A 17,689-nucleotide genomic window follows, 5' to 3' on the forward strand; every position below is an offset into this window, starting at 1 on the left:
CCGACATGCCAACGACGTTCCTCGACTTCGAGAAGCCGATTGCCGACCTCGAAGGCGCCATCATGGAGCTGCGCCATCGCGGCAACGGCGAGGGCGTGGACATCGCTGAAGAAGTGTCGCGCCTGCAGGCCAAGGTCGAGCGCCAGCTGAAGGCGACGTACGCCAAGCTCACGCCATGGCAGCGCGTGCAGGTGGCGCGTCATCCCGAGCGGCCGCATGCCGTGAAGTATATCGAGACGCTGATCACCGAGTTCACGCCGCTGGCGGGCGACCGCGCCTACGCCGAGGACGCCGCCATCGTCGGCGGGCTGGGCCGCTTCCGCGGCCGGCCCTGCGTCGTGATCGGCCAGGAGAAGGGCGACGACACCGAAAGCCGCATCAAGCACAATTTCGGCATGGTCAAGCCCGAAGGCTATCGCAAGGCGCAGCGCCTGATGAAGCTGGCCGACCGCTTCGCCTTGCCGGTGATCACCTTCGTCGACACGGCCGGCGCCTATCCCGGCGTCGACGCCGAGGCGCGCGGCCAGGCGGAAGCGATCGCGCGCAGCATCGAGGTATGCCTGGAGCTCGGCGTGCCCCTGGTGAGCCTGGTGATCGGCGAAGGCGGCTCGGGCGGCGCTGTCGCGCTGGCGGCCGCCAACCGCGTGCTGATGATGGAGCATGCGGTCTATTCGGTGATCACGCCCGAAGGCTGCGCTTCCATTCTGTGGCGCTCGGCCGAGAATGTGCAGGATGCCGCCGAGGCGATGCGGCTGACGTCCGACGACCTGAAGAAGCTCGGCGTGTGCGACGTCGTTGTCGGCGAGCCGCTGGGGGGCGCGCATCGTGATCCGGATGCCGCCGTGAAGGCGGCCGCCGATGCCATCGAGACCGAGCTGGCGTCGCTCGACGGCATGGATGCCGCCGCCTTGCGCCAGCACCGTCGCGACAAGTTCCTGGCGATGGGGCAGAAGGGGCTTTGAGGCCTCTCTCCTTCCCCACGCCAGTGGGGAAGGTGCCCGAAGGGCGGAAGGGGAGCCGACGTGGTCTCAGTTCCAGAAACCGCGTGGGCTCCCCTCCGGCCCTTCGGGCCACCTCCCCAACTTCGTTGGGGAGGATAGGACGATGATCAACCCGCTTCGGCCGGCGTCCTCGTCACCAGCGCCAGCGCGTGCAGGCCCTGGGCGAACTCGTCCTTGAGCAGATCGTAGACGAGGCGCTGGCGCGCGACCCGGCTCTTGCCCTCGAACGCGGCCGACACGATCGTCACCGTGAAATGGCTTTCGCCGCCGGCCCGTGCGCCGGCATGGCCGGCGTGCCTCGAGGAATCATCGGTGATCACCAGATCCGTCGGCGCGAGCGCGTCGCGGATCCTGCGCTCAATGCTGTCGGCGACGGCACCCATGGCACGAACTCCTGCGGCAAGGAAGTCAACGGCAATCTTCGCCACCGGCATCTTGCCGGGATCGCTGGTGGCGCGCATATATCCCAGATGCCCGGTGGACGACGCAAATCGGTTTTGATGGCTTCGGACGTGCGCGTCGAAGGACGCGTGTGCGAGTATCCAGGCTGCACGGCCGCCGGCGAGTTCAGAGCGCCGAAATCGCGCGACAAGCTGCACCAGTACCGTTGGTTCTGCCTCGAGCATGTGCGCGAGTACAACGCCAAGTGGGACTTCTACGCCGGCATGAACGAGATCGAGATCGAGGCGCAGATCCGGGCGGACCAGACATGGCGGCGGCCGACCTGGAAGGTCGGCACACGCACGGGCCGGCAATCCCAGGACCCGTTCGAAAGCCTGCTCGATCCCTATGACATCCTGGCCGATTCGGACGTGATCGGCACCGCCGGCCGGCGCCCCGCAGCGCAGGCCAACAACCTGACCCCGGCGGAGCAGCAGGCGCTGTCGATCCTCGACCTGACCTGGCCGCAAACCCTTGATTCGCTGAAGGTCCGCTACAAGGAGCTGGCCAAGCGCCATCATCCCGACGCCAACGGTGGCAGCAAGGATGCCGAGGAGCGGCTGAAGCTGATCAACCGCGCCTACTCCACCCTGCGGCAGAGTCCGCATTTCGCGACGTGATGCGAGGCGCGGGCGGCGCGACTGCCGTAATTTCGCGAGCTTTCCTTAAGTGATTGAGACGTCAGGCCAATCGTTGTGGTAAGCAGCCTTGCGGTAGCTGCAAGATAGGACAGCATTTCGGCCCTTGCGGGGGGATCGGTGGCCTGCCATCCTTCGGCGCCCGCCCTCCTTGGACATATGTGATGAACCCCGACTCCGGTCAGCCCGATACCACGGTTTCCGTTCGCGAGAAGTTCGCCATCGACAGCGACATGATGGTGCCGGCGTTTGGCCAGGCCACCGAGCATGTCCCGGTGATCGACCCGGACTACCTGTTCGACCACGACACGACGCTCGCCATCCTCGCCGGCTTTGCGCACAACCGACGGGTCATGATCCAGGGTTATCACGGCACGGGCAAGTCGACGCATATCGAGCAGGTGGCGGCCCGGCTCAACTGGCCGTGCATCCGCGTCAATCTGGACAGCCATGTCAGCCGTATCGACCTGATCGGCAAGGACGCCATCGTGCTGCGCGACGGCAAGCAGGTCACCGAATACAAGGAAGGCATCCTGCCCTGGGCGCTGCAGCATGCCTGCGCCCTGGTGTTCGACGAATATGACGCCGGCCGCGCCGACGTGATGTTCGTGATCCAGCGCGTGCTGGAGGTCGAGGGCAAGATGACCCTGCTCGACCAGAACAAGGTGATCCAGCCGCATCCGGCGTTCCGCCTGTTCTCGACCGCCAACACGGTGGGCCTGGGCGACACCACCGGCCTCTATCACGGCACCCAGCAGATCAACCAGGGCCAGATGGACCGCTGGTCGATCGTCACGGTGCTGAACTACCTGCCGCACGACCAGGAGGTCGGCATCGTGCTGGCCAAGGCCAAGCAATACAACACCGATGCCGGCCGCAAGATCGTCAGCAACATGGTGGCGCTGGCTGACCTGACCCGCGCCGGCTTCATCGCCGGCGACATCTCGACCGTCATGTCGCCGCGCACGGTGATTACCTGGGCGCAGAACGCCCAGATCTTCGGGGATGTCGGCTTTGCCTTCCGCCTGACCTTCCTCAACAAATGTGACGAGGTCGAGCGCACCACGGTGGCTGAGTACTATCAGCGCTGCTTCGGCAAGGAGCTGCCGATGGGCCACGGCAAGGCCAAGCTGCACTGATGCTGTAGGGGCCCGACGTGGCCGGCAAGGACACCACTCCGCTCGAGGAATTCCGCCGCATCACGGCCGCGACCATGCGCGCCGTGTCGCGCCGTGACGTGAACGTGACCTTCGTGCCCGACGGCGGCCAGCTGATGGGCAACGAGGCCCGCATCACGGTGCCGGCGCGCGACCTGCCCGCCGACGACGTGGCGCGCGCCCGCGGCGAGTCCGACTCCATGGCGCTGAAGATGCGCTACCACGACCGGCGCATGCACCTGCGGCGCATGCCGGCGGGCGAGGCGGCGCGGGCGGTGTTCGACGTCGTCGAGCAGGTGCGGGTCGAGTCGATCGGCGCGCAGCGCATGCCGGGCGTGGCCAGCAATCTCGATGCCGTGTGGGCCGAGCGCTGCGAGCAGCGCGGCTACCGACGCGTGCGCAGCAAGGACGATGCGCCGGTGGCCGATGTCGTGGGCCTGCTGGTGCGCGAGCGGCTGCTGGGCACGGCGCCGCCGGAATCGGCGCGCGAGATGGTCAACCTGTGGCGCGACGATGTCGAGCAGGCCGCCGGCAAGGACCTCGACAAGCTGGCCGAAACCATCGGCAACCAGGAGCAGTTCGCGCGCGCCCTGCGCCGGCTGATCAAGGACCTGCATCTGGGTGACGAGTCCGCGGACCTCGACGACGACGACAACGAGGACCAGGACTCGAGCGAGAATCCCGAGGGCGAATCCAACGAGACCGGCGAGGACGGGCAGGACTCGACCGAGACCCACGGCTACGGCGCGCAGGGCGAGGAGACCGAGGACACCTCGGATCAGGACGACTCGTCGGAGACGGTCGCCGACCAGGCCCAGACCGAGATGCAGATGGGCGCCGGCGACGAGGACGAGCCGGGCCGCGCCGAGCGGCCGTGGCTGCCGCCCGGAGCGCTGAGCAACGAGCCGGCAGGCCAGCAGTATCACGCCTACAGCACGAAGTTCGACGAGGTCGTGGACGCGGTCGATTTGTGCGACGCCGACGAATTGGCCCGCTTGCGCCAGCACCTCGACCAGCAGCTGTCGCACCTGTCGGGGGTCATCGGGCGCCTGGCCAACCGCCTGCAGCGCAAGCTGATGGCGCAGCAGAACCGGTCGTGGGAATTCGACCTCGACGAAGGCATGCTCGACGGCGCGCGGCTGGCGCGGGTCGTCGCCAATCCGACGCAGCCGCTGTCCTTCAAGCAGGAGAAGGACACCACGTTCCGCGACACCGTGGTGAGCCTGCTGATCGACAACTCCGGCTCGATGCGCGGCCGGCCGATCACGGTGGCAGCGATGAGCGCCGACATCCTGGCGCGCACGCTGGAACGCTGCGGCGTGAAGGTCGAGATCCTGGGCTTCACGACCCGGGCGTGGAAGGGCGGCCAGAGCCGCGAGCAGTGGCTGGCGGCCGGCAAGCCCGCCAACCCCGGGCGGCTCAACGACCTGCGCCACATCGTCTACAAGGCGGCCGATGCGCCGTGGCGGCGCGCGCGCAAGAATCTCGGCCTGATGCTGCGCGAGGGCATCCTCAAGGAGAACATCGACGGCGAGGCGCTGTTGTGGGCGCACAACCGGCTGCTGCCGCGCCACGAGGACCGCCGCATCCTGATGGTGATCTCCGACGGCGCGCCGGTCGACGACTCCACCCTGTCGGTGAATCCCGGCAACTACCTGGAGCGCCACCTGCGCGATGTCATCGACTGGATCGAGTCGCGCTCGCCGGTCGAGCTGGTGGCCATCGGCATCGGCCATGACGTGACGCGCTACTACCGCCGCGCCGTGACCATCGTCGATGCCGATCAGCTGGGCGGCACCATGATGGAGCAGCTCGCCTCGCTGTTCGACGAAGATGAGAATGCGCGTGTTGCCGGCGAGCTGCGTCGCGCCGGGCGCAAGATCAGCGCCGCGATGCTGGGCGACCAGAAGCGCCGACGGGCCTGAGCAGCGCAGGCGGGCTCAGGCGCGCCGTGCCGCGATGCGCTGCATGACCGCGGGCTGCGGTTCGTGAATGGCTTCGTAGGCTATTACTGACAGGCCGCCGGCACGGGCGACGTCGAGCAGCTCGCCGTCGTGCAGCAGGAATTCGGGTCGGCGTGGTCGGCCATGACGCTCGTGACCCACCATGAACGTTTCGTAGAGCAAGACACCGCCCGGCTCGAGCGCCGCCAGCAGCGCCGGAAAGAGGGGACGGTGCAGGTAGTTGGTCACGACCACCCCGCCGAAGGTCTCGCCCGGGAGCGGCCAGGGGCAGCCGTTTTCCAGGTCGGCCTGGACGATCCGGATCCTGTCCGGCTGAGCGCCGAAACGGTCGGCCAGCATGGCCACCGTTTGATCGACCGCCGTCACCTCGTGGCCGCGGGATGCCAGAAGGGCGGTATGGCGGCCTCCGCCGGCGGCGACGTCCAGCACGGGGCGGCCGGGCGGGATCGAGGGGGCCCAGCGGACGATCCAGGGCGATGGGGCGTGATCGCCGGCCGGTGGCGCCGCGCTATCCGGGGTCGGGGCTGGACCTTGCGCCATCTTGCCAAAAGCCTTTCTTTGCACCATGTCTATTGGCACTCAGCCACCATGAGTGCCAAACCGGACCTCCGATAGCGTATACTGGACGATGATCAAGTACCGCCTGCGTTGCGCAAACGACCATGCCTTCGAAAGCTGGTTCAAGGATAGCGCTACCTACGAACGACAGGAGAAGCGCAAGCTTCTGGAGTGTCCGGTCTGCGGCGACGGCAAAATCGAGCGTGCGATCATGGCGCCCAATGTCGGCCGCAAGGGCAATGCGCGCAGCACGCCGGCGGCGCTGCCCGACGTGCCGCCGCCCGATACGGCGGCAGCCAGCGCGCCTGCCGTGGTGCCGGCGCCGGCCATGCCGCCCGAAATGCGCAAGGTGCTGCTGGAGCTGCGCAAGCAGGTCGAGAAGAACTGCGACTATGTCGGCGACAAGTTCGCGGACGAAGCGCGCAAGATCCACTATGGCGAGACCGACAAGCGCGGCATCTACGGCGAAACCTCCGACGAGGAAGCCGCTGCCCTGGCCGACGAGGGCATCGAGTTCGGCCGCCTGCCGTGGGTGCCGAAGGGCAACTGAGCGGTGTGACCGGGCCGCTGTTCAGGCGGCCTTCGTGGCCACCATCAGGTAGTTCACGTCCAGATCGTCCGGGTCGATCCGCCAGCGGCCGGTGATGGGGCTGTAGGCCAGGCCTGCCAGCGCCTCGACCGTGAGTCCGGCGGCGCGCAGGGGGCGGGCCAGCATCGACGGCTTGAGGAACTTGCGCCAGTCATGCGTGCCGCGCGGCAGCCAGCCGAGCACGTATTCCGCGCCGACGATTCCCAACGCGAACGCCTTGGCCGTGCGGTTCAGCGTGCTCAGCACCAGCACGCCGCCCGGCTTCACCAGGTCGGCGCAGCAGCGCAGGAACAGATCAGGGTCGGCGACGTGCTCGACGACCTCCAGCGCCAGCACGACATCGAAGGCGTCGCCGGCGGCGCACAGCCGCTCGGCGGCATCCGCGCGGTAGTCGATCGTCAACCCCATGCGCTCGGCGTGCAGACGGGCCACCGCGACATTCTGCTCCGCGGCGTCGATGCCGACGACATCCGCCCCCAGGCGGCGCATCGGCTCGCAGACCAGGCCGCCACCGCAGCCGATGTCGAGCAGCCGCAGGCCGGCCAGGGGTGCCGGCTTCAGCGGATCGCGGTTGAAATGCGCCGCCACCCGGTCACGCACGAAGCCGATGCGGGCCGGATTGAGCCGGTGCAGCGGCGCGAACTTGCCGTCGGCGTCCCACCACTCGTCGGCGATCCGCGCGAAACGCTCGACTTCGGCCGGATCGACGGTGGTGGCATTCATCACAAGGCTCCCGGCAGTCGCCCACCCTCCGGATCGGTGCCGGCCGCGTCTCGGGGTGAAAGAAGACGCGACCACAATGACGCGCCCCCGGTGCTTGCCGGGAGGCGGACCCGCGGCTAGATATACGCGCCTTTTTCCGGGTCGGCAGCCGGCGTGACAATCGACCGCCGGCCTGCTGCCTGCTCTTCGCGACTGCCTCGACCGGTGTTGCGGGGCGCGCGGCCGCTCCGGAAAGTTTGTCATGGGTTCGAGGCGGGTAATGGGCCTGATCGTCCTTAAGTTTGGTGGCACCTCGGTCGGCGACGTCGATCGCATCAGGAACGTGGCAGCCAAGGTGAAGAGGGAAGTCGACGCCGGCCACAAGGTGGCGGTCGTGGTTTCCGCCATGTCCGGCGTCACCAATCAGCTCGTCGGCTATGTCGACTCCATCGCGCCGCTGCCCGATGCGCGGGAGTACGACGTCGTGGTGTCCACCGGCGAGCAGGTGACCATCGGCCTGCTGGCGCTGGCGCTGCAGCAGCTTGGCGTCAAGGCGCGCTCCTTCACCTCGTGGCAGCTGCCGGTGCGCACCAACGACGCCCACGGCAAGGCGCGGGTCGACAGCATCGGCACCGAGGAGCTGCTGGCGGCGCTGAACGGCGGCGCCGTGGCGGTGGTGCCCGGCTTCCAGGGCGTCAGCGCCGAAGGCCGCGTCACCACGCTGGGCCGCGGCGGCTCGGACACCTCGGCCGTGGCCCTGGCGGCGGCCCTGCGCGCCGACCGTTGCGACATCTACACCGACGTCGACGGTGTCTACACGACCGATCCGCGCATCACCGACAAGGCCCGCAAGCTGCCGATGGTGACCTACGAGGAGATGCTGGAAATGGCATCCCTGGGCTCCAAGGTGCTGCAGACGCGCTCGGTCGAGCTGGCGATGAATCACGGCGTGCGCGTGCAGGTGCTGTCGACCTTCTCCGAGACGCTGGGCAGCGATCTGCCCGGCACGCTCATCGTCGATGAGGAAGAGATCATGGCCAAGGGGCTGGAGCAATCGGTCGTCAGCGGCATCGCCTACGCCAAGGACGACGTGAAGATCACCGTCACCGGCGTTGCCGACCGGCCCGGCGTGGCCGCCGGACTGTTCGGGCCGTTGGCGCAGGCCAATATCAACGTCGACATGATCGTCCAGAACGTGTCGCTCGACGGCAAGTCGACCGACATGACCTTCACCCTGCCCAAGGCTGACCTGCCGCGCGCGGTCGCCGAGCTGGAGAAGGCCAGGACGACCATCGGCTACCAGGAGGTCAAGACCGACACCAACGTGGCCAAGATCTCGGTCATCGGTGTCGGCATGCGCAGCCATGCCGGCGTGGCGCTGACCATGTTCGAGACGCTGGCCAAGCGGGGCATCAATATAGAGGTGATCTCCACCTCCGAGATCAAGATCAGCGTCTTGATCGAGGCCGAGTACACCGAGCTCGCCGTGCGGGCCCTGCACACGGCCTATGGCCTCGACGCAGCCTAGGACCTGCTGAAACGCGCGGTCTGCGCCGCCCGCCTGCGGGCGGCGGGGAACATGCGCACCCCAGGGATTTCCGCCGCCTTGGGAGGGCTGCCGACCGCCAGAGAGTCCTTCGGCGGCGCACGGCTTCTGTGCCGATTGTCACTCTGGACGGCGTCGGGGAAAGCGGCGATAAGGCGTTCATGCACGCGATGCGCGATAGCGGATGGGCACCTTCAGCCGCCGCCCTTGGGGCGGTCGCCGCCGCCGTGCGCGGTGCCGTCGTGGCGTGCATGCGCGTTGCCCATCGTCGTGGGGCGCGTTGTTGGCAGGTCCAGCGAGCGCGCACCACCGTTCCGTCGCGAGTCCGGGACAAGTACGGAGCGGTCTGACCATGGAGCAGAGGACTTCGTTGGCCGGGCCGCGGTTGGTGCTGAGGCGGCTCCGGGATGTGATGGCGCGCGCCGGCTCCGCCCAGGAGCGGCTCGACCAGATCGTGCGGCTGGTCGCCGGCGAGATGGTGGCCGAGGTCTGCTCGATCTATGTGCTGCGCGCCGGCGAGGTGCTGGAGCTCTACGCCACGCAGGGCCTCAATCCGGACGCCGTGCACCGCACCCGCCTGCGGGTCGGCGAAGGCATCGTCGGCGACATCGCCGCTCACGCGCGGCCAGTGTCGCTGGCCGACGCGCAGAGCCACCCCAGCTTCGCCTACCGGCCGGAGACCGGCGAGGAAATCTACCACTCGATGGCCGGCGTGCCTGTCCTGCGCGGCGATCGGGTGCTGGGTGTGCTCGCGATCCAGAATCGCCGCAGCCGTCAATACGACGAGGAGGAGATCGAAACCCTCCAGAACGTCGCCATGGTGCTGGCCGAGCTGGTGGCGTCGGGCGAGCTGGTCAATCCCAACGAGATCAAGCAGGTCGACGGCATCGGCCTGCTGCCGATCCGGCTGGACGGGGTCCAGCTCAATGGCGGCGTCTCGATCGGCCGCGCCGTGCCGCATGAGCCGCGCATCATGATCAGCCGGGTCGTGGCTGAGGATCCCAAGGCGGAGCTCAAGCGGTTCGGCGACGCGCTGCACGCCGTCCGGGCCGATCTCGACCGCATGCTGGAGGATGGCGACCTCGGCCATGGTGAGCATCGCGAGGTGCTGGAAACGTTCCGCATGTTCGCCGACGACCGTGGCTGGGTCGAGCGCATCCGCGAGGCGATCAGCGACGGCCTCACGGCCGAGGCGGCCGCTCAACGCGCCTTCGACGATACGCGGGCGCGCTTCGCCGATGTCACCGATCCCTATATCCGCGAGCGGCTGAGTGACCTGAGCGATCTGACCAACCGTCTGCTGCTGCGTCTGAGCGGACGCAACACGGCGGCCGATCCGACGCAGTGGCCGGACGAGATGGTGGTGGTGGCCCGCGATCTCGGACCGGCGGAGCTGCTGGAGTACGACCGCACGAAGCTGCGCGGCCTCGTGCTGGAGGAAGGGTCGGCGTTGTCGCACGTCGCCATCGTGGCGCGTGCGCTGGATATCCCGGTCGTCGGGCGTGTCGAGAACATCCTGCAGCGGGTGGAGCCCGGCGACGCTCTCGTGGTCGATGGCGACAACGCCCAGGTGTTCGTACGCCCGGCCGAGGAGATCCAGCAGCAGATCGCCGAGACGATCAGCCTGCGCGAGGCGCAGCGGCAGGAATATGCCCGGCTGCGCGACCTGCCGGCCGCGACCCGCGACGGGACGGCGGTCTCCCTGCGCATCAACGCCGGCCTGATGATCGACCTCAACCATCTCGAGTCGACGGGCGCCGATGGCGTTGGCCTATACCGCACCGAGATTCCCTTCATGGTGCGGTCGACCTTCCCGGATGTCGAGGAGCAGACATCGATCTACGCCCGCATCCTGGACGCGGCGGCGGGCCGGCCGGTGGCGTTCCGTACGCTGGATGTCGGCGGCGACAAGGTGCTGCCGTATGTCGGCGCTTTCGACGACGAGAATCCGGCGATGGGCTGGCGCGCGATCCGCATCGGCCTGGACCGGCCCGCCATGCTGCGCCGCCAGCTGCGCGCCTTGGTCGCGGCTGCCGGCGCGCGGCCGTTGCAGGTGATGTTTCCGATGGTGGCCGAGGTCGCCGAGTTCCGCGCCGCAAGCCACCTGCTGGCGCTGGAGCTGCATCGGGCGAAGGCCCGCGGCGCGATCACGCCGGCGCGGCTCTCGGTCGGGTTGATGCTGGAGGTGCCATCGCTGATATGGCAGCTCGAGGCGCTGCTGACCGAGGTCGACTTCGTGTCCATCGGCACGAACGACCTCATGCAGTTCCTTTTTGCAGCCGATCGCGGGAACCCGCGCGTGGGCAGCCGCTACGACAGCTTGTCTCCCGCAGCGCTGCGTGCACTACGATTTGTGGTCGACAGCTGCGACAAGGCCGGAGTCGAGGTCAGTGTCTGCGGCGAGATGGCTGGTCGGCCCATCGAGGCGCTGACGTTGCTGGGGCTTGGCGTTCGTACGCTGTCGATGTCCCCGGGATCGCTCGGAGCGGTGAAGTCGATGCTGCGATCGCTCGACCTGGTGCATTTCGCTGCGTATCTGCGCAGCCTGCTGGACGGATCGGAGCGAAGCCTGCGCGACAAGATCATGTTGTACGCCCGCGACCGGGGGGTGCGGCTGTAAAACAGTTCACCGTTTACGGCTCAAGAAGCAAGAGTCCGGTTTCACCGCTCAAAGGTCTCTGCTAAGACTCCGCCGTTCGCCGGATTTCTCGAGCCTGTTCCGCGACCGAATGCGCAACGAAATGCCTTGGCAATCTGACGCGAGCGTCCCCACCGGCGCAGCCGCTGTTGGACAGATGCTGCGTGAAGCCCGAGAAGCGCTCGGGCTTGATCGCGCGCAAGTGGCCGAAAGCACGCGTATCCGCCCGCCGTTCATCGAAGCGATCGAAGAGGGTCGCTTCAGTGATCTGCCAGGCAGCGCGTATGCGCCGGCCTTCCTGCGCGGCTATGCCGCCTGCGTCGGGCTCGATGTCGAGCGCGTCATGCAGGTGTACCGGTCGGCCGACGCGCCGGCGGTAGTGCCGGTGCCGGCGCACCAGTTCCCGCTCGTGGCGCCGGAGCGGCGCGTGCCGCGCGGCACGATGCTGCTGGCGTCGGCCGTGCTGCTGGTCTGCGCCTACGTGACGTGGCACGCGCTGACACGCGACCAGATGACGCAAGACGCGCGCGTGCCACCAGTGCCGCAGCGGCTGCTTGCAGATCAGAAGCCGGCGACGCCGGCTCCCGAGCCCGCGTCATCGGCGCAAGCGCAAGCACCGGCGGTGCCGCTCACGGCGCCAGCCCCGGCGGTCGCGCCGGCGCCAGCGCCTTCTCCTTCTCCTGCCCCGGCGGTCGCCGCGACACCACCGGCCGCGCCAGCCGCAGGCGCGTCGGCCGTCACGCCGCCAGCGCCGCTGGCTGCCGGTGCGACGCCTGTTCCCGTGCCGGTGCCCCAGCCGTCAACGGCCGGTGCCACGCCCCCATCCGATACGGCCGGCAGCGGCGGTCCGCGGCCGACGGCCCGAGCCGACAGCAAGCCGACGCCGCCGGCCGACGCCTCGCGGGGCACGGGCGGTGACGTGAAGCCCGTGCCGGCCGCGCCACAGGTTGCAGCCTCGCCGCCGGCCCGCCGCCCCGAACCGACGCGCAAGCCGGATACCATCGGCACGACGGGCGACGGCGTCTCGGCGACCGATACTGACCCGACCCAGGGCAACCGGGTGACGTCCCGGGCAGGCTCGTCGCGGTCCGACGCGCCCGCCCCGCAACAGGCGACGCTTCCGCCCGAGCCGGCGCGGCCCGCCGTCAAGGCGCGCACGATATCGGCGCCGGCGATGCCGACGCCGCGGACCGTGCGGGCCGAGGTCGACAGCACCCTGGAGCTGCGCGGCCCGACCGGCGAGGTCCTGGCGACAACATATCTGCATGCCGGCGCCACCTACACCGTGCCGGAATATGTCGGCTATGTGCTGACCCCGGCAGGCCGATAGATCTCGCGACGACGACAGGATCATGACACGGCTGCGCCAAAGTGCGTCTTGGCGTTGCGCCGCCGTTCGTCCACCTGTATCGGTATCGTCGTGCCTGCGAGCCTGGACCGGATGATATGAGCGTCAGACCTTATCGCGACATCCTGCGGCGCAAGTCGCGGCAGATCATGGTCGGCAAGGTGCCGGTCGGCGGCGACGCGCCGATCACCGTGCAGACGATGACCAACACCCTGACCGCCGACGCGGCCGCGACGATCGACCAGATCCGCCGGGCGGAGGAGGCGGGTGTCGATATCATCCGGGTCTCCTGTCCGGACGAGGATTCGACCAAGGCGCTGAAATCGATCGTGCAGGCGGCGCGGGTACCGGTGGTGGCCGACATCCACTTCCACTACAAGCGCGCCATCGAGGCGGCAGAGGCGGGCGCCGCCTGCCTGCGCATCAATCCGGGCAATATCGGCAGCGCCGATCGCGTGCGCGAGGTGGTGAAGGCCGCCAAGGACCATGGCTGCTCGATGCGCATCGGCGTCAACGCCGGCTCGCTGGAGAAGGACCTGCTGGAGAAGTACGGCGAGCCGTGCCCGGATGCGATGGTCGAGAGCGCGCTCGACCATGCGCGCATCCTGGAGGACCACGACTTCCGCGAGTTCAAGATCAGCGTCAAGGCATCCGATGTGTTCCTGGCGGTGGCTGCCTATCAGGGACTCGCCGATGCTTGCGAATATCCGCTGCATATCGGCATCACCGAGGCCGGCGCGCTGCGTACCGGCACGGTGAAGTCGTCGATCGGGCTGGGTTCGCTGCTCTGGGCCGGGGTCGGCGACACGCTGCGCGTCTCGCTGTCCGCCGAGCCCGAGGAGGAGGTGCGGGCCGGCTTCGAGATCCTGAAGGCGCTGGGCTTGCGGCATCGCGGCGTCAACATCGTCTCGTGCCCGTCCTGCGCGCGCCAGCAGTTCGATGTGATCCGCACGGTCGAAGCGCTCGAGAAGCGTGTCGCCCACATCACCACGCCGATGACCGTGTCGGTGATCGGTTGCGTCGTGAACGGTCCCGGAGAGGCGCGCGAGACCGATATCGGCTTCACCGGCGGCGGCAACGGCACCCATCAGGTGTATGTCGCGGGCGTGCCGCATCACCGGCTGAAGGACGCCGGTATCGTCGAGCACCTCGCCGAGATGATCGAGAAGAAGGCAGCCGAGATCGAGGCTGCCAAGGCGGCGGCCGGGGACGCCGGCGCGCCGCGTCACGCCGCGGAATAGCGGTCCGGCCGCCTACGTCGCGGCCCGTGCCCGGGCGACGGCGCGCAGGCCGATGCGCCGCATGACGTAGGCGCCGGTGACGATGATCACTTTGCCTTTCGGATCCATTTCTTGCCGCCCTGTCGGCGGCCCAGGCGCTCGCGCGCCTGCGCGATCCAGGCCAGCTCCATGTCGCACCACGCGATCCCGTGCTCGATCGCCACGTGCCAGATGTCCCGCTCGCGCGCCGGGCGGGCGAGGGTGAAGATCTCCGGCGCTTCCTGCCGCGCGGCATAGTCGGCGCGCCTCGCCGCGATGCCCTCGGCGTATTGCGCCAGGACGGCGTCGAGACGCTCAGGCGGCAGGCGGGCCGCGAAGACGACCTTCAGCAGCAGCGGATGGCGCAGGACCAGGGGCTCGAGCGGCTCCTCCAGCCAGCGCGCCAAGGCGTCGCGGCCGGCTGGCGTCAGGGCGTAGATCTTGCGGTCGGGCTTGCCGTCGCCGGGCACCGCCTCGACGCTCACCAGCCCCTCGCGCTGCAGGGTCATATGGCTACAAGGTCATATACAACGGCGGCGCCCGGGATGGCGGCAAGCGGTCATATGCGATACCCCTATCGGCGAACGGGGCTGTTCATGACGGACCAGGGACGATAAGAACGCCGCCGTACCGAAGGAGATTGTCGTGTCCAGACTCCAGCCCGTGCGTGGCACGCGTGACATCCTGCCGGACGAGTTTCCGCGCTTCGCGCATGTCGTGGACACGGCCCGTGATGTGGCCCGGCTCTACGGCTACAGCGAGATGGCGACGCCGATCTTCGAGTTCACCGAGCTGTTCGCGCGCGGCATAGGCGAGACCACGGATGTCGTGTCGAAGGAGATGTACTCGTTCCTCAGCCGCGGTGACGAGGAGGAGGAGCGGCAAAGCCTCACCCTGCGGCCGGAATACACGGCCGGGATCTGCCGCGCCTTCGTCTCCAACGGCGAGCTGCGGCAGCAGCTGCCGCTGAAGCTTTTCGCGCACGGGCCGATGTTCCGCTATGAGCGGCCGCAGGCCGGCCGCCAGCGGCAGTTCCACCAGATCGACATCGAGGTGCTGGGCGCGCCGGAGGCGGAGTGCGATGTCGAGGTGATCTCTGTCGCGGCCGATATCCTCGATCGGCTGGGCGTCCTGTCGAGCTGCGTGCTGAAGCTGAATTCGCTGGGCGACCCGGAAAGCCGCGCCGCCTATCGCACGGTGCTGGTCGACTACTACCGCAGCCACCAGTCGAAGCTGTCCGAGGAGTCGCTGCGGCGTTTGGAACGCAATCCGATGCGCATCCTCGACAGCAAGGACGAGGGCGACAAGGCGGTCAACGTCGACGCCCCGTCGCTGGCCGACCACCTCAACCCTGCCTCGCGCACGTTCTTCGACACGGTGCGTGCCGGGCTGGATGCCTCGGGCATCGCCTATGAGATCGATCCGGCGCTGGTGCGGGGGCTCGACTACTACACCCACACCGCCTTCGAGTTCGTCACCACGAGCCTGGGCGCCCAGGGCACGGTGATCGGCGGCGGCCGTTACGACGGGCTGATCGAGCAGCTTGGCGGCCCGCCGACAGCCGGGATCGGCTGGGCCGGCGGCATCGAGCGGCTCGTGGAGCTGCAGCGCAAGCTGGACAAGAGTCCGCCGGCGCCGGAACGGGCGGTGGCCATCATTCCGATGGGGCAGGCAGCCGAGCTGCGCGCCCTGGCGCTGGCCCGCGAGCTGCGCCAGGCCGATGTGCCGGTCGAGCTGGCCTATCGCGGCAACATGAAGCGCCGCCTGCAGCGCGCCAGCAAGCTCAATGCCTCGCATGCGCTGATCATCGGCGACAGCGAGCTGGCCAAGGGCGTGGTGGCGATGAAGGATCTCGACTCGGGCACTCAGGAGGAGGTGCCGTTCGACGAGGTGGTCGACGCGCTGGGCGATGACGCGCTCGATGCGCTGATGAGCCTCGTCGGCGCCGATGACGACGAAGACGGCGACGGCAATCGCTGAGGCGGGGAACGATCGCGTCATGTCGCTCGACACCAAGCTCGACCAAGTGGTGCATCGGCACGCCGAGCTGCAGGCGATGCTGTCGGCCGGCACGCTCGATTCGGCCAAGTTCGGCCAGGTGTCCAAGGAATACGCCGATCTGACGCCGCTGGTGGATGCGGTCGGCGCCTTGCGCAAGGCCCAGAAGGAGGCCGCCGAGCTTGCCGCCATGATCGCCGACCCCGCCACCGACAGGGACATGAAGTCGATGGCGGAAGAGGAGTTCGTGGCGCTCAAGGAGCGTGTGCCGGCGCTCGACCGGCAGGTGCGCGTCATGCTGCTGCCGCGCGACGCGGCCGACGCGAAGAACGCCATCCTCGAGGTGCGGGCCGGCACCGGCGGCGAGGAGGCGGCGCTGTTCGCCGCCGATCTGTTCCGCATGTATCAGCGCTACGCCGGCCATCGCGGCTGGAAGTTCGAGGTGATGGAAATATCCGATACCGGCCTGGGCGGCTACCGCGAGGCGGTGGCCGAGATCACCGGCAAGGAGGTCTTCGCGCGCCTCAAATTCGAGTCGGGGGTGCACCGGGTGCAGCGGGTGCCCGCGACCGAGGCGCAAGGCCGCATCCATACCTCGGCCGCCACGGTCGCCGTCCTGCCCGAGGCCGAGGATGTCGACATCAAGATCGACGAGAAGGATCTGCGCATCGATGTCTTCCGGTCCTCCGGGCCGGGTGGCCAGTCGGTCAACACCACCGACAGCGCGGTGCGCATCACCCATCTGCCCAGCGGCATCGTGGTCAGCCAGCAGGACGAGAAGAGCCAGCACAAGAACAGGGCCAAGGCGATGAAGATCCTGCGCGCCCGGCTCTACGAGGCCGAGCGCCAGCGCCTCGACTCCGAGCGCGCCGCCTCGCGCCGCGGCCAGGTCGGCAGCGGCGATCGCAGCGAACGCATCCGCACCTACAATTTTCCGCAAGGCCGCTGCACCGACCACCGCATCAACCTGACGCTCTACGAGCTCGACAAGATCATGGACGGCTCGTCCCTCGACAAGATCGTGGAGGCCTTGATCGCCGACGACGAGGCCGCGCGCCTGTCCGAAGTCGAGGCTTGACCCGGTCGCGTCGCCGATGAGCGACCACGCTGCGCTTGTCGTCATCATCGCTGCCGTCGCGCTGCTGTACGCCACGGCGGGGCAGGCCGGAGGCACGGCTTTCCTGGCGGTGATGGCGCTGGCCAAGGTGCCGGCGGAGCAGATTCGGCCAACGGCGCTGCTGCTCAACATCGTTGCTGCCGGCTACGCCACGGCCTGGCTGTGGCGTCATGGCGCGATCGACTGGAGCCTGCTGCTGAGGTTCCTGGCGGCAGCATTGCCGGCAGCGTTTGTCGGCGGCCTGATCGTCCTCGAAGGACCGGTCTACTTCCTGTTGACCGGCTTGCTGCTGCTGGCGGCCGCGGGATGGATGGTGCTTGGCGGAGCGGTCGACAGCGATGGTGGTCGCAGCATCGGTCATGGGCCGGCGCTGCTGGCCGGTGGCGCCACCGGGTTCCTCGCGGGCCTCACGGGCATGGGCGGCGGCGTGTTCCTTGCGCCCGTCATGATCGCGCTAGGCTGGGCCTCCCCGCGCCAGGCGGCCGCGTTCTCCGCGCCCTATATCCTGGCCAACTCGATCATCGGCTTCGCCGGTGTCGCGGCCGCCGGCCAGCAGCCGGCGCCGGGGATCGTCGCCTATGCTGCGGCGGCCCTCGCAGGTGCCGCCTTCGGCAGCGCCATCGGGGGGCGCTGGATGTCCAACCGGCACACGCGCTACATGCTGGCGCTGATCCTGGCCGTCGCCGGCGTGCAGCTGCTGCTGCGCTGATCACGAGCGGCCGAGGTTCGGCGG

General features: G+C 68.6%; 16 protein-coding genes. 12 read left to right on the plus strand and 4 right to left on the minus strand.

Annotated features, from left to right (window positions below; translation table 11 throughout):
• Positions 1 to 5: 5 nt before the first annotated feature.
• A complete protein-coding gene (locus FHP25_RS10180; RefSeq protein ID WP_147846823.1) occupies positions 6 to 962 on the plus strand; it encodes an acetyl-CoA carboxylase carboxyltransferase subunit alpha in 957 nt (318 codons plus the stop codon).
• Between the two features lie 146 nt (positions 963 to 1,108).
• On the opposite strand, the gene FHP25_RS10185 is transcribed toward FHP25_RS10180, so the two are convergent.
• Positions 1,109 to 1,462, minus strand: coding sequence for a BolA family protein (locus tag FHP25_RS10185; protein ID WP_408068521.1), 354 nt, complete (start codon positions 1,460 to 1,462; stop codon positions 1,109 to 1,111).
• Positions 1,463 to 1,501: 39 nt separating this feature from the next.
• On the opposite strand from FHP25_RS10185, the gene FHP25_RS10190 reads away from it, so the two are divergent.
• The 3 genes from FHP25_RS10190 to cobT all read left to right on the plus strand — a co-directional run bounded on the left by FHP25_RS10190 (position 1,502) and on the right by cobT (position 5,162).
• Positions 1,502 to 2,062 (plus strand): J domain-containing protein, encoded by a 561-nt coding sequence (locus FHP25_RS10190; protein ID WP_231712271.1) that lies wholly within the window; start codon positions 1,502 to 1,504, stop codon positions 2,060 to 2,062.
• Between the two features lie 182 nt (positions 2,063 to 2,244).
• On the plus strand, positions 2,245 to 3,219 hold the full coding sequence (gene cobS, locus FHP25_RS10195; protein ID WP_147846825.1) for a cobaltochelatase subunit CobS: 975 nt from the start codon (positions 2,245 to 2,247) through the stop codon (positions 3,217 to 3,219).
• A 17-nt stretch (positions 3,220 to 3,236) separates the two neighbouring features.
• Entirely contained in the window at positions 3,237 to 5,162 is a 1,926-nt protein-coding gene (cobT, locus tag FHP25_RS10200) for a cobaltochelatase subunit CobT (RefSeq protein WP_218578314.1), read from the plus strand.
• Between the two features lie 15 nt (positions 5,163 to 5,177).
• Here cobT and FHP25_RS10205 read toward each other — a convergent pair whose 3' ends face one another.
• Positions 5,178 to 5,630 (minus strand): class I SAM-dependent methyltransferase, encoded by a 453-nt coding sequence (locus FHP25_RS10205; protein ID WP_231712272.1) that lies wholly within the window; start codon positions 5,628 to 5,630, stop codon positions 5,178 to 5,180.
• 199 nt (positions 5,631 to 5,829) lie between these two features.
• Between FHP25_RS10205 and FHP25_RS10210 the strand changes: the two genes are divergently transcribed.
• Positions 5,830 to 6,309, plus strand: a complete 480-nt coding sequence (locus FHP25_RS10210) for a DUF1178 family protein (protein ID WP_147846826.1) — start codon at positions 5,830 to 5,832, stop codon at positions 6,307 to 6,309.
• 21 nt (positions 6,310 to 6,330) lie between these two features.
• Here FHP25_RS10210 and ubiG read toward each other — a convergent pair whose 3' ends face one another.
• A complete protein-coding gene (ubiG, locus tag FHP25_RS10215) occupies positions 6,331 to 7,071 on the minus strand; it encodes a bifunctional 2-polyprenyl-6-hydroxyphenol methylase/3-demethylubiquinol 3-O-methyltransferase UbiG (RefSeq protein ID WP_147846827.1) in 741 nt (246 codons plus the stop codon).
• A gap of 259 nt (positions 7,072 to 7,330) precedes the next feature.
• Between ubiG and FHP25_RS10220 the strand changes: the two genes are divergently transcribed.
• From FHP25_RS10220 to ispG, 4 genes are all read left to right on the plus strand, one after another.
• A complete protein-coding gene (locus FHP25_RS10220) occupies positions 7,331 to 8,578 on the plus strand; it encodes an aspartate kinase (RefSeq protein WP_147846828.1) in 1,248 nt (415 codons plus the stop codon).
• Between the two features lie 430 nt (positions 8,579 to 9,008).
• Positions 9,009 to 11,216, plus strand: a complete 2,208-nt coding sequence (gene ptsP / locus FHP25_RS10225) for a phosphoenolpyruvate--protein phosphotransferase (RefSeq protein ID WP_147846829.1) — start codon at positions 9,009 to 9,011, stop codon at positions 11,214 to 11,216.
• A 175-nt stretch (positions 11,217 to 11,391) separates the two neighbouring features.
• A complete protein-coding gene (locus FHP25_RS10230; RefSeq protein WP_178133438.1) occupies positions 11,392 to 12,564 on the plus strand; it encodes a helix-turn-helix domain-containing protein in 1,173 nt (390 codons plus the stop codon).
• 116 nt (positions 12,565 to 12,680) lie between these two features.
• A complete protein-coding gene (gene ispG, locus FHP25_RS10235) occupies positions 12,681 to 13,823 on the plus strand; it encodes a flavodoxin-dependent (E)-4-hydroxy-3-methylbut-2-enyl-diphosphate synthase (RefSeq protein WP_147846831.1) in 1,143 nt (380 codons plus the stop codon).
• 86 nt (positions 13,824 to 13,909) lie between these two features.
• On the opposite strand, the gene FHP25_RS10240 is transcribed toward ispG, so the two are convergent.
• Positions 13,910 to 14,350: a PadR family transcriptional regulator gene (locus tag FHP25_RS10240; RefSeq protein ID WP_147846832.1), complete on the minus strand. Its 441-nt coding sequence runs from the start codon at positions 14,348 to 14,350 to the stop codon at positions 13,910 to 13,912.
• A gap of 136 nt (positions 14,351 to 14,486) precedes the next feature.
• Between FHP25_RS10240 and hisS the strand changes: the two genes are divergently transcribed.
• The 3 genes from hisS to FHP25_RS10255 are packed head-to-tail and all read left to right on the plus strand — an operon-like array spanning position 14,487 to position 17,665.
• The gene (hisS, locus tag FHP25_RS10245; RefSeq protein WP_147846833.1) at positions 14,487 to 15,821 is read left to right on the plus strand and encodes a histidine--tRNA ligase; all 1,335 of its coding nucleotides are present in this window, start codon (positions 14,487 to 14,489) and stop codon (positions 15,819 to 15,821) included.
• Between the two features lie 19 nt (positions 15,822 to 15,840).
• Positions 15,841 to 16,917 carry a peptide chain release factor 1 gene (prfA, locus tag FHP25_RS10250; protein WP_147846834.1) on the plus strand — a complete coding sequence of 359 codons (1,077 nt, stop codon included), beginning with the start codon at positions 15,841 to 15,843 and terminating at the stop codon, positions 16,915 to 16,917.
• Between the two features lie 16 nt (positions 16,918 to 16,933).
• Positions 16,934 to 17,665, plus strand: a complete 732-nt coding sequence (locus FHP25_RS10255; protein ID WP_147846835.1) for a sulfite exporter TauE/SafE family protein — start codon at positions 16,934 to 16,936, stop codon at positions 17,663 to 17,665.
• The last annotated feature ends 24 nt before the right edge of the window (positions 17,666 to 17,689 follow it).

It is taken from the genome of Vineibacter terrae (genome assembly GCF_008039615.1).
GTDB classification, from domain to species: Bacteria; Pseudomonadota; Alphaproteobacteria; order Reyranellales; family Reyranellaceae; genus Vineibacter; species Vineibacter terrae.

Bases quoted from the DNA above. Each gene is read 5' to 3' on its own strand.
- FHP25_RS10180 (WP_147846823.1), top strand. From the start codon at position 6: ATGCCAACGACGTTCCTCGACTTCGAGAAGCCGATTGCCGACCTCGAA.
- FHP25_RS10185 (WP_408068521.1), bottom strand. From the start codon at position 1,462: ATGCGCGCCACCAGCGATCCCGGCAAGATGCCGGTGGCGAAGATTGCC.
- FHP25_RS10190 (WP_231712271.1), top strand. From the start codon at position 1,502: ATGGCTTCGGACGTGCGCGTCGAAGGACGCGTGTGCGAGTATCCAGGC.
- cobS (WP_147846825.1), top strand. From the start codon at position 2,245: ATGAACCCCGACTCCGGTCAGCCCGATACCACGGTTTCCGTTCGCGAG.
- FHP25_RS10210 (WP_147846826.1), top strand. From the start codon at position 5,830: ATGATCAAGTACCGCCTGCGTTGCGCAAACGACCATGCCTTCGAAAGC.
- ubiG (WP_147846827.1), bottom strand. From the start codon at position 7,071: ATGAATGCCACCACCGTCGATCCGGCCGAAGTCGAGCGTTTCGCGCGG.
- FHP25_RS10220 (WP_147846828.1), top strand. From the start codon at position 7,331: ATGGGCCTGATCGTCCTTAAGTTTGGTGGCACCTCGGTCGGCGACGTC.
- ptsP (WP_147846829.1), top strand. From the start codon at position 9,009: ATGGCGCGCGCCGGCTCCGCCCAGGAGCGGCTCGACCAGATCGTGCGG.
- FHP25_RS10230 (WP_178133438.1), top strand. From the start codon at position 11,392: ATGCTGCGTGAAGCCCGAGAAGCGCTCGGGCTTGATCGCGCGCAAGTG.
- ispG (WP_147846831.1), top strand. From the start codon at position 12,681: ATGAGCGTCAGACCTTATCGCGACATCCTGCGGCGCAAGTCGCGGCAG.
- FHP25_RS10240 (WP_147846832.1), bottom strand. From the start codon at position 14,350: ATGACCCTGCAGCGCGAGGGGCTGGTGAGCGTCGAGGCGGTGCCCGGC.
- prfA (WP_147846834.1), top strand. From the start codon at position 15,841: ATGTCGCTCGACACCAAGCTCGACCAAGTGGTGCATCGGCACGCCGAG.
- FHP25_RS10255 (WP_147846835.1), top strand. From the start codon at position 16,934: ATGAGCGACCACGCTGCGCTTGTCGTCATCATCGCTGCCGTCGCGCTG.